Raw genomic sequence first — 13,263 nt, 5'->3', positions numbered from 1 at the left:
GCCCGGGGCCCGCCCCCGCAGGCTCCGTTCGGGTACGGATCCACGGCCCCGCTGGCGGTGCCACCGGCCCCGTGGTCGCATGGACCTGCGCCACGACGGAGGATTCGGTGGCGGTCTCGGCCTTCGCCAGGGTCATCCACGGCTCCTGCGGGGCCACTCACCCGTGACACGGGTGACCGGCAGAGAAGCCAGGAGCACACCATGGCAGATTTCGACCCCAGGAAACTCGCGGACACCCTCAACAAGGCCCGCCTGAGCGTCGACTCCGCGCTCACCAACCTGCGGGACTCCGGCGCCCTCGGCAACGAGCCGGTGGAGCCGCTCGAAGCCAAGGGCGGCGGCAACTCGTCCTGCACCATCAACACGGGGTGCGGCAAGGCCGCCGAGGAACAGTAGGAAGAGCCGGGTCACCCTGCGGAGGCACGCCCCCGTGACACGGGTGACCGGCAGAGAAGCCAGGAGCACACCATGGCAGATTTCGACCCGAAGAAGCTCGCGGACACCCTCAACAAGGCCCGCCTGAGCGTCGACTCGGCACTCACCGACCTGCAGAACTCCGGCGCCCTCGGCAACGAGCCGGTGGACGCGCTCGAAGCCAAGGGCGGCGGCAACACCGGATGTCACATCAACACCGGATGCGGCAAGGCTCTCGAGGAGCAGTAGCCTCCGCCCGCCGCTGACAGGTGAACAGCGCCGTGCCGGTGCGGGCCGCAGAGCGTCTGCGGTCCGCACCTCCTAGCGGAAATGGGAGCCTCTTCATGGCCAGGAAACTCTCCCGGTACCACTTCGCCAGCCCTCCGGTCTTCGACGAGCTGAGCGGCCGCACCCGGCGCGTGGTGTTCGCCACCCGCAGTGCCGAACTGCGGGTGCTGGACGAGGCGGCCTGGCAACTGCTCACCGCCGAGCCCGAGCGACTGCCCGGTGACGTCGTCGAGGACCTGACCGGGATCCACCTCCTCGTGGACGACGGCGAGGACGAACTCCGCAGCGTGGTGGACGAGAACCGGGATGCCATCGACGCCCTGGACTGCCTGTCCCTGGTCGTCACCCCGACCGCCCAGTGCCAGCTCGGCTGTGGGTACTGCGGCCAGGAACACTCGGCGCGCTGGCTCTCGCCGCACCACCAGGACGCCTTCGTCCGCCAGGTGGCCCGGAAGCTGGACGCCTCCCCCTACCGGGAGGTGGACCTGTGCTGGTTCGGCGCCGAACCGCTGGTCGGCATGACGGTGATCCGCGAGCTGACGCCACGTCTGCGGGCGCTCGCGGAGGAGCGGGGGTGCTCCTTCGGGGCCCGGATCATCACCAACGGCCTCGCCCTCGGCAAGCGGATCGCGCGTGAGCTGGTGGAACGGCACGGTGTGGCCTCCATCGACATCACGCTCGACGGGACGCCCGAGTACCACGACGCCCGCCGGGGGACGAAGAGCGGCAGCCCCACCTTCCGGCGGATCTTCGCCAACCTGGTGGCGCTGGCCGAGTCGGACCTCGCGGTCCGGATCAACCTCCGGATCAACGTGGACGAGTCCAACTGGCAGGGGGTCTCCCCCCTGATCGACATGCTGGCCCGGACCGGGCTCCAGCGCCGGGTCGCCTGCTACTTCGCCCCGATCCACTCCTGGGGCAACGACGCCCACAAGAAGGCCCTGTCGGCCCGGCAGTTCGCGGACCTCGAAGTGCAGTGGCACGCGGAACTCGTCCTCGCCGGCTTCCCCGGCCGACTGGTGCCGGGGCGCCGACGGATCGTGTGTCTGGCGGTGCAGAAGGACGGCGTCCTCGTCGATGCGAACGGCACGCTGTTCCACTGCACGGAGGCGCCCTACGTGCCCGGCTACGGCGAGCCCGACGCGATGGCCATCGGCACCGTCGACGCGGGCGAGGACCCGGAGCGCCGCACCACGCTCTCGCTGTTCAACGACGAGGTCCGGGCGGGCGCCTACAACTGCTCCTCCTGCGCGCTGCTCCCGGTGTGCGGAGGGGCGTGCCCGAAGCTCTGGAAGGAGGGAATCCCCCCGTGTCCCAGCACACTTCTCAACATGCCGGAGCGGCTCCTCCTGGTCCTGGCGTCCCACCGGATCAACGCGGAACGGACGACGCCGACGGGCGCGGGCACGACCACGGCCACGACGGCGTCTTGACCCGGGGCGGGGTGCGGCTGGCCGAGGACGCGATCGTCCGGGGCACGGACCGCGGGCTCGTCATCGGCGACGACCTGGGCACCCACCTGCTCGGCGACCGCGACCTGGGGAGGTTCGCGGCCGGGCTGCTGCCCCTCCTCGACGGCACCCGCCGGCGGGACGAGATCGCCAGGTCGGCCGGCGGCGGACTCGCGGCGCACGCCACGCAGTTCCTGGAGCTGCTCGACGCCCGGGGCCTGCTCCACGAGGGTGCCCCGCAGGGCCCCACCGGGTCGGGCGGGCCGCGGCCGCCGTTCCTCCCGGGCGCGGCTCCGGACGCCGAGCGCCGTCTGGCGGCGGCCACCGTCACGCTGTACGGCCGCGGGCCGTGGGGCTCCGAGGCCGTGCGCCACCTCGCGCGGGCGGGCGCGGGACGGATCGTCCTGGCCGACGAGGAGGACACGGACGAGGACGGGGGCGAGGACGGGCACGGGGAGGAGGACGGGGGCGGGGAGGGCGGGAACCAGCGCGCACGCCCCGTCGACCCGGCCCACCGCGACCACCGGCCGCGCGAACGCGCCGAACTCCAACGGCTCCTGACGGCCGAGGCGCCGCACTGCGAGGTCCGTTCGATCCCGGTGGACCGGCTGGGATCACAGCTCGCCGGTGTCCCGCCGACCCCGGGCCTGCTGCTGATCGCTCTGCGGAGCTCGGACGTCCGGCGCCACCTCGGCATCGCGCGCCTCGCCGGGGCGACCGCGACGCCGCAGCTGTACGCGACGCTCAAGGGCCCGGAGCGGATCGTCGGTCCGCTGGTCGTGCCGGATGCCTCGGCCTGCTGGAACTGCTGCCGGCTCCGCGAGACGGCCTGTTCGGCCGTCCCCTGGGCCGAACGGACGGTCCAGGCGGCCCGCGCCGGCCGCGTGCTGCCCTCGGCCGTCGCGGCCGACACCGACCCCCGGTCCGCCGCCCTCGGCGCCGAACTCGCGCTCGTGGCCCTGCGGTTCCTGACGGCACCGGACACCGCGCCCGCCGGGGTGCTGCGGGTGCACAACAGCCTGACGGGCGGGACGCGCGAGCACCGGGTGCTCCGGATGCCACGCTGCGAGGTGTGCGGCACCCCGCCCCGCGCCGCGGCCCCGGCGACGACCCGCCCCCGCACCCACGCCCGCACCCTCACCCGCCGGACCGCCCCGATGACGGTGCACGAGTTGCGCGAGCACCTGGTGGATCCGCGCGTGGGCGTGGTGCGCCGAGCGGGCACGCTGCGCAGCGACGTCTGCCCCACGCTGGTCCGCGCGTACGCCGTCCTCGGCTGCTACACGGAGGACGCGGACCTCCGGGACGGGCAGGTCACCAGCCCCGGCGCGAACGAGTGGTGCGGCGGCCGGGCGTTCACCGAGGACGAGGCGCTGACCGGCGCGCTCGGCGAGGCCGTCGAACGCTACTGCGCGGCCGTGCCGCCCGCCGCCGCCCGCACGGCCCGGGCCGGCGAGCTGGACGGCGAGGTGCTCGACCCGCGCCGCCTGGGCCTGTACTCGCCCCGGCAGTACGCCTCGCCCGGCTTCCCCTACCGCCCCTACGACCCGCGGACGCCGTACACCTGGGTGCGGGGCGCCTGGCTGGACGGCACCGGCGAGGTGTGGCTGCCCGCCGACCAGACCCACTACCTGGCCGGGGGCGGTGTGCTCGCCCAGGTGACGACCAACGGACTCGCCGCCGGACGCGGCCACGCGGACGCCGCACACCGGGCCACGCTGGAACTCGTCGAACGCGACGCGCTGCTGAGGGCGTGGTTCACCCGCACCCCGCCGCCCGCCCTCGACCTCGGCCCCGGTTCGCAGGGGGCGGGCGGCCAGGTCGCCCGGCTCGTCCAGGACCTCGGAGCCCATGGGCTCAACGTCCGCTTCCATCTGCTGCCCGCCGCGGGCGGCGTGCCCGTGGTGCTCTGCGTCGGACTCGGCGACGGCCGCCGCTGGCCCGCCGTGACCGTCACGTCCGCGGCGCATCCCAGTGGCCGCACGGCCGTCGTGAAGGCGGCGCTGGAGCAGGCGCAGACCGTCCTCGCCCTGCGCGCCGAACTCGAAGCCGGCCGCCGGCCGCCGACCCGCGACGCGGAGGTGGTGACCTTCGTCGACCACGCCCTGCGCTACGCCCGGCCCGGCGCCCGTCGCCGCCTCTCCTTCCTCACGGCCGGCACCGATGTGGTCGACCTGCGGAACCTCCCCGACCCACCGCCGGCGGAACAGACGACCGCCCGGCTGGCCGCCCGCCTCGGCACGCCCGTGGCCATCGCCGACGTGACCTCCGCCGACCTCACCGCCACCGGCCTGCGGGTGGCCCGGGCCCTGGCCCCGGGCCTCCAGCCCCTGCACTGCGGCGCCGGGCTGGAACGCCTGGCCGACGCCCGCCGGCGCTACGGCGCCCGGGCCCCGCACACCGCCCCGCACCCGATGTGCTGAGTGCCCGGCGGAGCCGGTCGGGACGGCGGGGTGACCGGCTCGGCGTGGCCGCACGGCCGGTCACCCGGGGCGGAAGCGCAGGGCCTGGCCGGGGCGGGTCTGGGCGGCGAGCGGGAGGTCGTCCTCGTGGACCGTCGCGATGACGGGGTAGCCGCCGGTGACCGGGTGGTCGGCGAGGAAGAGGATCGGCTGCCCGTCCGGCGGTACCTGCAGGGCGCCGGGGACCGCGGCCTCGGAGGGCAGTTCGCCGGTGCGGGCACGGTGCAGCCCCGGCCCGGTCAGCCGCATGCCGACGCGGTCGCTGTGGTCGGTGACGCGGTAGGGCCCGGAACACAGCGCGCCGAGGGACTCGGGGGTGAACCAGGCGTCCCGGGGGCCGGGCAGGATCCGCAGGACGGGCTCGGCGGGCAGCGCGCGCTGGGGGGCGAAGTCCGCCGCGGGCCAGCCGGCGGTGAGGTCGCCGACCGGCAGGAGGTCGCCGGCCGCGAGCCGGGCGGGACCGATCCCGGAGAGCGTGTCGGTCGATCGGGAGCCGAGGACGGGCGGAAGGTCCACGCCGCCGCGAACGGCGAGGTAGACCCGCAGGCCCTCGGACGGGACGCCGATGGTCAGACGGCTGCCGGGGGCCAGCCTGACGGGGGCGTTCAGATCCACGGCGCGACCGTCGGCGTGGGCGTGGCAGGGCGCACCGGTCAGGGCGATGGTGGCGTGGTGGCCGACCTCCAGGACGAGCCCGCCCAGGGGCGCCTCGATGGCCGCGGCCTCCTCCCGGTTGCCGACGAGCCGGTTGGCCAGGCGCAGGCTGCGGCGGTCGGCCGCGCCGGAGCGGCCGACACCGAGCGCGGCGCGGCCGGGGCGGCCCAGGTCCTGGACGGTGGCGCCGAAGCCGGGGTGGATCACTCGTACGCGGCGGGTCGGGGGCGCGGGGTCGCCGGTCATCGGGATCTCCGTGGGGTGGTGGTCGGGTGCGGCGTCGTCGACGGTGGGTGGGGCCGGGCCCGGGCGGGCGGCCCGGCCGGGGTGCCGCGGCGGGCTTGCCTCAGGGGCGCGGCGGGCCGGCCGGAGTGAAGCGGACGGCCGTGCCGGGTACGAGCGGTGTCGGCGGGTCGGCCTCGGGGTTCCACAGGGACATGCCGGTGGTGCCGAGCAGGTGCCAGCCGCCGGGCGACTCGCGGGGGTAGACGCCGGTGAACTCGTCGGCGAGGGCGACGGCGCCCGCGGGCACGCGGGTGCGCGGGACGGCGCGGCGCGGTACCCGTAGCGTGGGGTCGGCCCCGGTCAGGTAGGCGAATCCGGGAGCGAACCCGCAGAACGCCACCCGGTAGGTGGCGGCGCAGTGACGGGCGATGACATCGGGGACCGTCAGGCCGCACAGACGGGCCACTTCCGCGAGGTCCGCACCGTCGTAGCGGACCGGGATCTCGACGGTCCCGGCCCCGGTGGTGGCGGCGGCTCCGGTGGCGGCGGCCGGAAGGTCGATGGCGCGCAGGGCGGCGGCGAGGCGGTCGGGGCCGGTGGCCCCGGGGTCGTAGCGCACCAGGACGGTGCGGGCGGCGGGAACGAGTTCCAGCGTGCCGGGCAGCGGGTCGCCCAGCAGCGCGGTGTGCAGCCGGGCCGCCTGGTCGAGGTCCTCGACCTCGACCAGCAGCGCCCGGCTGCCGTACCGGAGAATCTCCATGGCGGCCTGTCAGCCCTTCTCGGGGACGAGGTAGTCACGGTCGAACCTGTCGGTCACGAACATGTGCCCCGGCGAGTGCGTGATCGCGAAGGGCGGACGGGAGGCCATCAGGGCCGACTGCGGGGTGACGCCGCAGGCCCAGAACACCGGGACGTCGTCGGGGCCGATGACGGCCGGGTCGCCGAAGTCGGGCCGCCCCAGGTCCGCTATGCCGAGCTCGGCGCTGGAGCGCTCCCCGGGCTCGCCGACGGCCACCGGGGCGCCGTGCACGGACGGCATCCGGGCGGTGATCGCCCGCGCGGCGGCGACCAGGTGCCGGGGGATCGGGCGCATCGAGACCACCATCGGGCCGTGCAGCCGTCCGGCGGGAACGCAGGGCCGGGCCGTGCGGTACATCGCGACGTTGCGGCCTTCGGCGACGTGGCGCAGCGGGATGCCGGCCTCCAGCAGCGCGGACTCGAAAGTGAAGGAGCAACCGATGAGGAAGGTGACGAGGTCCTCGCGCCAGTGGGCGGTGACGTCGGAGTGTTCCTGCCACCGGCCGTCGTGCCAGACCCGGTAGCGCGGCAGATCGGTGGCGAGGTCCGCGCCGGGGGCCAGGACGCTGGTGCGGGCGCCGGGAGCGGTCTGTTCGAGGACGGGGCAGGGCGCGGGGTTGAGTTCGGCGAAGCGGGCGACGTCGGCGGCCCAGTCCGCCGGCACGCTGATCATGTTGGCCTGGGTGCGGCCCAGGCACCATCCGGCGGTGGGCGCCGCGGTGCCGGCCCGGAACAGCTCCCGGGCACGGGAGGGCGCGAGGGCGGCGTGGGTCTCGGTCATCGGGAGGGATCTCCTTCGTCGGCGGGTCGGGGTCTCGCGGCAGGGGGATGCCGGCGCGGGGCGGACCGGTGGGGAGGGGGCGGGACGGGAGGGGAGCGTGAGAGTGAGGGCGCGTCCGGCGATTGGCGTCGGATCACCGGGCGGTTCCCCGGTCCGGTGGCCGGGCGGCGCCCCCGTGGGTACGGGCATCGCCCGGCGGGCGTGGTCGGCGGGCGTGGTCGGCGGGACCGGCCGGTGGGACCGGCCGGACGGGCCTAGCGGGGAGAGGAGTCCAGCAGGGCGGCCAGTGTGGTCATCGGCGACAGCGGGCCGAGAGCCGCGGCCAGGCCGAAGCCGTGGACACCGAACCGCACTCCCACCGCCAGGTGGCGGGCCGGCCCCTCCCCGCGGCTGACCGACAGGCTCAGACCGCGGGCGCCGGCGGTGCGGTAGCGCCCGGCGAACAGCGAGAGCGGGCCCGTCAGGATCAGCCGGCCGCCCAGGGCGAGCCCCAGAACACCGGCGGCGACGGCCAGTCGCAGGAGGGGGTGGAGGTCCAGCCCCGCGTCGATCAGTACGGTGGACAGCGCGGCCGCGACCGGCGAGCGGTCGCCGCCGGTGGTGCGCGCGGGGCGGCGGACGCGGCTGCGGCCCCGGAAGCCCTGATACGGTCGTGGCATGGTCGTTCCCCCAACTGCGGTGCGGTGAAAGCCCTTTCGCCATCGACAGTGGCAGCCCCCCGAACCGGCCCGCAAGGCACCGTCGGCACCCGATCCACTTTCGTCGGAAAGTGGACAACTCACCAGGAGGATTGTTGAACAATCGCATTGTGCCGCCGACCACCTGACGGGACGCCGCGACGGGTGGTACGAAGGTGCGGAACGAGTGACGAGCCGGGAGGGGCGCCGTGGACAGCCGAGCGGGCAGTGGAGCGGGCAACGGAACGGGCGGCGGGGCCGAGGACTGGGCCGAGGAACTCGCTCAGGCGGGCTGGAGCAGCAAGGCGGAGCACATCGCGGCGATCCTGCGCCGACGGATCGCCGAGGGCAAGCACCTGCCCGACGTCAGGCTGCCCGAGGACACGATCAGCAAGGGACTGAAGGTCTCCCGCAACACCCTGCGCGAGGCGTTCCGCTTGCTGGCCCACGAAGGGGTCGTCGAACACCGGCACGGCCAGGGAGTGTTCGTCCGCCGGCTGAGCGTGGCCGACGTGGTCGACCTGTACCGGCTGCGCCGGGTGGTGCAGCCGGCGGTCATCAGGGACCTCAAGGGCCGGGCCGTCGACCTCGCTCAGGTCCGGGCGGCCGTCGAGGAGTTCGAGGCGGCCGGGACGGAGGCCGACTGGCGGGTCCTGGGCACCGCCAACCTCCGCTTCCATCTGGCGCTCACGGCGCTGGCCGGCAGCCGCCGCCTGGACGCGCTGATGAGCCGGGTCCTGGCCGAGCTGCGCCTCGTCTTCCACGCGGTGTCCGACCTGCGCGAGTTCCACGTCGCGTACGGCACGCGCAACAGGAGGATCCTCGAACTGATCGACGCGGGGGCGCTCGCCAAGGCGGCCAACGAGATGAGCGCCTATCTGCGGGATGCGGAGCGCGATCTGGTCGAGCGGTACGCCGCGGCCCGGTGACGGCCGGCCCACCGGGAGGACGCTCCCGCCGATCGTCACACGGGCCCGGCCCAGGGCGTCAGGGTGTCGGGGCCTCAGGGCGTCAGGGCGTCAGGGCGTCACCAGCGGTCGTGGACCGACGGCCGGATGCGCTCGTCGTAGAGCTCGCGGATCGCGGCCAGCGTGCGCTCCGGGAGCGGGGGGAGGTCGGCGGCGGCGGCGTTGGCGACGGCCTGGCCGGGATTGCGGGCGCCCGGGATGACGGTGGTGACGCCCGGCTGCTGGACGATCCAGCGCAGGGCCGTCTGCGCGGCCGTCGCACCGCCGGGAACGAGCGCGGCGAACGCGGCCGCCGCCTCGACGCCGGTCGCGAAGTCGACCCCGGAGAACGTCTCGCCCTGGTCGAACGCCTCGCCGTGGCGGTTGTAGGTGCGGTGGTCGTCCGCGGCGAACCGGGTCCGGGCGGTGTACCGGCCCGAGAGCAGGCCGGAGGCCAGCGGCACCCGGGCCAGGATGCCGACCCCGGCCGCGGCCGCCGCCGGCAGCACCCGCTCCAGCGGCTTCAGCCGGAACGCGTTCAGGATGATCTGGACGGAGGCCACCCCGGGCCGGGCGATCGCGGTCAGCGCCTCGGCGCAGGTCTCCACGCTGACGCCGTACGCGGCGATCCGCTGCTCCGCGACCAGGGTGTCGAGCGCGTCGTACACCTCGTCGTCGGAGTACACCGGGGTGGGCGGGCAGTGCAGCTGCACCAGGTCGAGCCGGTCCACCCCCAGATTGGCACACGAACGGTCCGCCCAGGCCCGGAAGTTCGCGAGCGTGTAGTGCTCCGGACGCTGCTCGACCCGGCGGCCGAACTTGGTGGCGACGAACACCTCCGCATCCGGCCGGCCCTTCAGGTAGCGGCCGATGAGCTGCTCGCTGCGACCGTCGCCGTAGACGTCGGCGGTGTCGAAGAGGGTGACGCCCGCCTCGACGGAGGCGTCCAGGACCGCCAGGGCGTCCTCCTCCCGGACGTCGCCCCAGTCCGCACCGAGCTGCCAGGTGCCGAGTCCTACCACCGAGACGGGCCGGCCGGTGCGGCCCACAACGCGCTGTTCCATGCGTCGACCCTCTCACAGCACCCGCCGGGCCGGACGAGGGCCCGCCGCCCGCCGCATGTTCGTACAACTCAAGGCGTTCGTCCTACGTACAGCAACCGGACACCGGCGGTCGGCCCGCCGGTACCCCGTGGCCGCTGTCCTCTTGGAGCACCGTCCACCACTCCCCCACGACAGGCAGAGGTCTCCCACCCATGGCAGAGCTGAACCGGCGTCGTTTCCTCCAACTCGCGTGCGCCACGGCCGCGTTCTCATCGCTTTCGCAGAGCATCGCGCGAGCCGCCGCGATCGCCCCGGCGGGCACCACCGGGACCGTCCAGGACGTCGGCCACATCGTCGTGCTGATGCAGGAGAACCGTTCCTTCGACCACTACTTCGGCGCGTTGAAGGGCGTCCGCGGCTTCGGCGACCCCCGGCCGGTGACGCTCCCGAGCGGCAAGCCGGTCTGGTACCAGACGGACTCCGGCAAGAAGGAGGTGCTGCCGTTCCGCCCCCAGGTGAACAACCTGGGCATGCAGTTCGTCCAGGACCTCAACCACGACTGGGCCGGCGGCCACCGGGCCTTCAACAACGGCAAGTACGACCAGTGGGTCCCGGCCAAGACGGCCACCACGATGGCGTACCTGACCCGCGAGGACATCCCCTTCCACTACGCGCTCGCCGACGCGTTCACCATCTGCGACGCCTACCACTGCTCGTTCATCGGCTCCACCGACCCGAACCGCTACTACATGTGGACGGGCTTCACCGGCAACGACGGCACCGGCGGCGGACCGGTGCTGGGCAACCAGGAGGCCGGGTACGGCTGGACCACCTACCCCGAGCGGCTGGAGAAGGCCGGCGTCTCCTGGAAGGTCTACCAGGACATCGGCGACGGCCTGGACGCGGCCGGCTCGTGGGGCTGGATCAACGACCCCTACCGCGGCAACTACGGCGACAACTCGCTGCTCTACTTCAACAACTACCGCAACGCCAAGCCGGGCAACCCGCTGTACGACAAGGCCCGCACCGGCACCGACGCCAAGGCGGGCGACGGCCTCTTCGACATCCTGCGGCGCGACGTGCAGGCCGGCGCCCTCCCGCAGATCTCCTGGATCGCCGCGCCCGAGGCCTTCACCGAGCACCCCAACTGGCCCGCGAACTACGGTGCCTGGTACATCTCCCAGGTGCTGGACGCGCTCACCTCCAACCCCGCGGTGTGGGCGCGGACGGTGCTGTTCATCACCTACGACGAGAACGACGGCTTCTTCGACCACGTCGTGCCGCCGTTCCCGCCGTCCTCCGCCTCCCAGGGGCTGTCGACCGTCGCCACCGGCGCGGACTACTACGGCGGCGGCATCGGCTACGCGGCCGGCGCCTACGGCCTCGGCCAGCGGGTGCCGATGCTGGTCGTCTCGCCCTGGAGCACCGGCGGCTACACCTGTTCGGAGACCTTCGACCACACCTCGATCATCCGGTTCATGGAGCGCCGGTTCGGGGTGCTGGAGCCCAACATCTCGCCCTGGCGGCGCGCCGTCTGCGGCGATCTGACCGCCGCCTTCGACTTCGCGTCCGCCGACCCGGCGCCGGTGGCGCTCCCGTCCACCACCGCCTACCGCCCGCAGGACGGCAACCGGCATCCGGACTACGTGCCCGCCCCGCCCGCCACCGGCACCATGCCGCGCCAGGAGGCCGGCGCCAAGCCCACCCGGCCGCTCACGTACGCGCCGTACGTGGACGGTTCGGCCGACGTCGCGACCGGCAGGTACCGCCTCTCGTTCAGCGGCGGCGCGGCGGCCGGCGCGCAGTTCCTGGTGACCTCGCCGAACCGCACCGACGGCCCGTGGACGTACACGGCGGAGGCGGGCAAGAGCGTCGCGGACGCCTGGAACACCACCTACTCCAAGGGCGTCACCGACCTGACGGTGCACGGCCCCAACGGCTTCCTGCGCCGCTTCCGCAACCCCGGCAGGACCGCCGGCCCCGAGGTCACCGCCCGCCACGACGCGGCCACCGGCAACCTCGGCCTCACCCTCACCAACGCGGGCACCGCGGACGCCGTCCTCACCGTCACCAACGCCTACGGCGGCGCCCCGCGGAGCGTCACCGTCCGCAAGGGCGCGACCGTCGGGCACACGGTCGACCTGAGTGGCTGCCGCCACTGGTACGACGTGACCGTCACCTCCACCGCGACGGCCGACTTCGTCCGCCGCCTGGCCGGCCACGTCGAGACCGGCGCCCCCGGTCTCTCCGACCCGGGCATCACCACCTACTGACCGGCGCCGGCGTCCAGGGCTCCGTTCCCCGCCACCGGGGAACGGAGCCCCCGCCCGTCCACCGGGGACGACACCCCCGCGTGAGCCGATCCCGGCCGGATGATCGACATCGGGGGCGGTGGGAGCGCGTGCCGGTCCGGGTGGCACGCGGCCCTCCACCGGCCGCCGCCGGGTCACGGGCTGTCCGGTGCGGCGACGAAGGTGTAGGCGCCGAGTTCGAGGAACAGGGCGTCCTGGAGCCCCGGGACGCCGACGAGGGGGACGGCGAGTCGCCGTTCGCGTTCTCCGGCCCTGGCGGTCACCGGGTTGTAGGCCCGCAGCACGATCCGGGCATCGCACGGGAGGGGACGCTCCAGCTGGACCACGACCGTGACCGTGCCGGAGTAGTGGGCGGGCAGGACGACGGAGCGCGTGTACCCCTCGTCGGTGCCGGGCTCGTAGATCTGCGCCGTCAGGCTGAACGGGGCCTGCTGGTCGGTGTTGGAGAAGGTCGCGGTGCCGGCGGGCAGGTCGGTGCCGGAGATCCCGAAGACGAATCGGGTCGGGGTGTCGTTCAGGTTGCAGACGGCCAGGCTGGAGAGGACGTACCGCGTCCGCCGGCAGGGGATGACGTCGATGTTGCGCCAGCCGACGTTGGGGCTGTACCTGACCCAGTTCAGGTAGTCGACGAGCGATCCGAACGCGGGCAGCGCGGCGGGCATGGGGTGGGCGGGCGTGTCCACGGTGGCGATCGTGCAGTAGTGGCCCGGCGGGTTCTGGCTCGGCCAGAGGAAGGCGGACCTGCTGACACAGATCTGTCCGGGAGGGATCTCCCTGCCGCCGCCGCGGACGGTGAACGGCACGCTGGTGCCGCCGCCCTCGGCGGTGAGCGGGGTCCAGGCCCGCGGGTCCAGGAGCAGCCCTCCCGGAGCGTAGTAGAGCCTGACGTCGCCGGAGGCGGGGCAACCGCTCCTCAGGTTCCTTCCCCGGACGTAGATGCGGTTGAGCTGCCCTTGCACGATGGGGTGACTCAGTCCGAGGTCGGGGCCGTTGTAGCTGGACTCCAGCAGACCGAAGTCGAGGACGTCGCTGCCGAAGGGGATGATGTCCGGGGACTCCCAGACGGGGTCGGCCGTCGGGGTCTGCCCCGTGTCCGGGAAGTTGTCGCGGACCAGGATGTCGTTCCAGGTGGCGGCGTTCATGGTTCCTCCCGAGTGGATGGTGGGTGCCGGCGGGCACGACGGGCCCGGCCTCGGAGGTGCGTGCTTCCT

Annotated in this window: 12 protein-coding genes; 6 read left to right on the top strand and 6 right to left on the bottom strand. The window is 74.2% G+C overall.

Going from position 1 to position 13,263, the window contains the following annotated elements; translation table 11 throughout:
* Nucleotides 1-201: 201 nt before the first annotated feature.
* The 4 genes from ABT238_RS07190 to ABT238_RS07175 all read left to right on the top strand — a co-directional run bounded on the left by ABT238_RS07190 (nucleotide 202) and on the right by ABT238_RS07175 (nucleotide 4,576).
* The gene (locus ABT238_RS07190) at nucleotides 202-396 is read left to right on the top strand and encodes a hypothetical protein (protein ID WP_350559502.1); all 195 of its coding nucleotides are present in this window, start codon (nucleotides 202-204) and stop codon (nucleotides 394-396) included.
* Between the two features lie 72 nt (nucleotides 397-468).
* Complete coding sequence (locus ABT238_RS07185) at nucleotides 469-663, top strand: hypothetical protein (RefSeq protein WP_350559499.1); 195 nt, start codon at nucleotides 469-471, stop codon at nucleotides 661-663.
* Between the two features lie 95 nt (nucleotides 664-758).
* Nucleotides 759-2,135, top strand: coding sequence for a radical SAM/SPASM domain-containing protein (locus tag ABT238_RS07180; protein WP_350755940.1), 1,377 nt, complete (start codon nucleotides 759-761; stop codon nucleotides 2,133-2,135).
* Nucleotides 2,132-4,576, top strand: a complete 2,445-nt coding sequence (locus ABT238_RS07175; RefSeq protein WP_350755938.1) for a TOMM precursor leader peptide-binding protein — start codon at nucleotides 2,132-2,134, stop codon at nucleotides 4,574-4,576. The genes ABT238_RS07180 and ABT238_RS07175 overlap by 4 nt, the downstream gene beginning before the upstream one ends.
* 60 nt (nucleotides 4,577-4,636) lie before the next feature.
* On the opposite strand, the gene ABT238_RS07170 is transcribed toward ABT238_RS07175, so the two are convergent.
* From ABT238_RS07170 to ABT238_RS07155, 4 genes are all read right to left on the bottom strand, one after another.
* Entirely contained in the window at nucleotides 4,637-5,515 is an 879-nt protein-coding gene (locus tag ABT238_RS07170; protein WP_350559490.1) for a 5-oxoprolinase subunit C family protein, read from the bottom strand.
* A 100-nt stretch (nucleotides 5,516-5,615) separates the two neighbouring features.
* The gene (locus tag ABT238_RS07165) at nucleotides 5,616-6,254 is read right to left on the bottom strand and encodes a 5-oxoprolinase subunit B family protein (protein ID WP_350559487.1); all 639 of its coding nucleotides are present in this window, start codon (nucleotides 6,252-6,254) and stop codon (nucleotides 5,616-5,618) included.
* A 9-nt stretch (nucleotides 6,255-6,263) separates the two neighbouring features.
* Nucleotides 6,264-7,073, bottom strand: coding sequence for a putative hydro-lyase (locus tag ABT238_RS07160; protein WP_350755936.1), 810 nt, complete (start codon nucleotides 7,071-7,073; stop codon nucleotides 6,264-6,266).
* A gap of 254 nt (nucleotides 7,074-7,327) precedes the next feature.
* A complete protein-coding gene (locus ABT238_RS07155) occupies nucleotides 7,328-7,732 on the bottom strand; it encodes a hypothetical protein (protein ID WP_350755934.1) in 405 nt (134 codons plus the stop codon).
* A gap of 227 nt (nucleotides 7,733-7,959) precedes the next feature.
* Between ABT238_RS07155 and ABT238_RS07150 the strand changes: the two genes are divergently transcribed.
* Nucleotides 7,960-8,679, top strand: a complete 720-nt coding sequence (locus ABT238_RS07150; protein WP_350755932.1) for a GntR family transcriptional regulator — start codon at nucleotides 7,960-7,962, stop codon at nucleotides 8,677-8,679.
* A 98-nt stretch (nucleotides 8,680-8,777) separates the two neighbouring features.
* On the opposite strand, the gene ABT238_RS07145 is transcribed toward ABT238_RS07150, so the two are convergent.
* On the bottom strand, nucleotides 8,778-9,761 hold the full coding sequence (locus ABT238_RS07145; protein WP_350559475.1) for an aldo/keto reductase: 984 nt from the start codon (nucleotides 9,759-9,761) through the stop codon (nucleotides 8,778-8,780).
* 191 nt (nucleotides 9,762-9,952) lie between these two features.
* Here ABT238_RS07145 and ABT238_RS07140 point away from each other — a divergent pair, with 191 nt between their 5' ends.
* Entirely contained in the window at nucleotides 9,953-12,013 is a 2,061-nt protein-coding gene (locus tag ABT238_RS07140; RefSeq protein WP_350755930.1) for a phosphocholine-specific phospholipase C, read from the top strand.
* A gap of 173 nt (nucleotides 12,014-12,186) precedes the next feature.
* On the opposite strand, the gene ABT238_RS07135 is transcribed toward ABT238_RS07140, so the two are convergent.
* Nucleotides 12,187-13,194 carry a hypothetical protein gene (locus tag ABT238_RS07135; RefSeq protein WP_350559469.1) on the bottom strand — a complete coding sequence of 336 codons (1,008 nt, stop codon included), beginning with the start codon at nucleotides 13,192-13,194 and terminating at the stop codon, nucleotides 12,187-12,189.
* Nucleotides 13,195-13,263 lie beyond the last annotated feature (69 nt).

The sequence above is a fragment of the Kitasatospora sp. NPDC001527 genome (genome assembly GCF_040298605.1).
Lineage (GTDB): Bacteria > Actinomycetota > Actinomycetes > Streptomycetales > Streptomycetaceae > Kitasatospora.
This window is presented reverse-complemented; position numbering and strand designations above follow the sequence as displayed.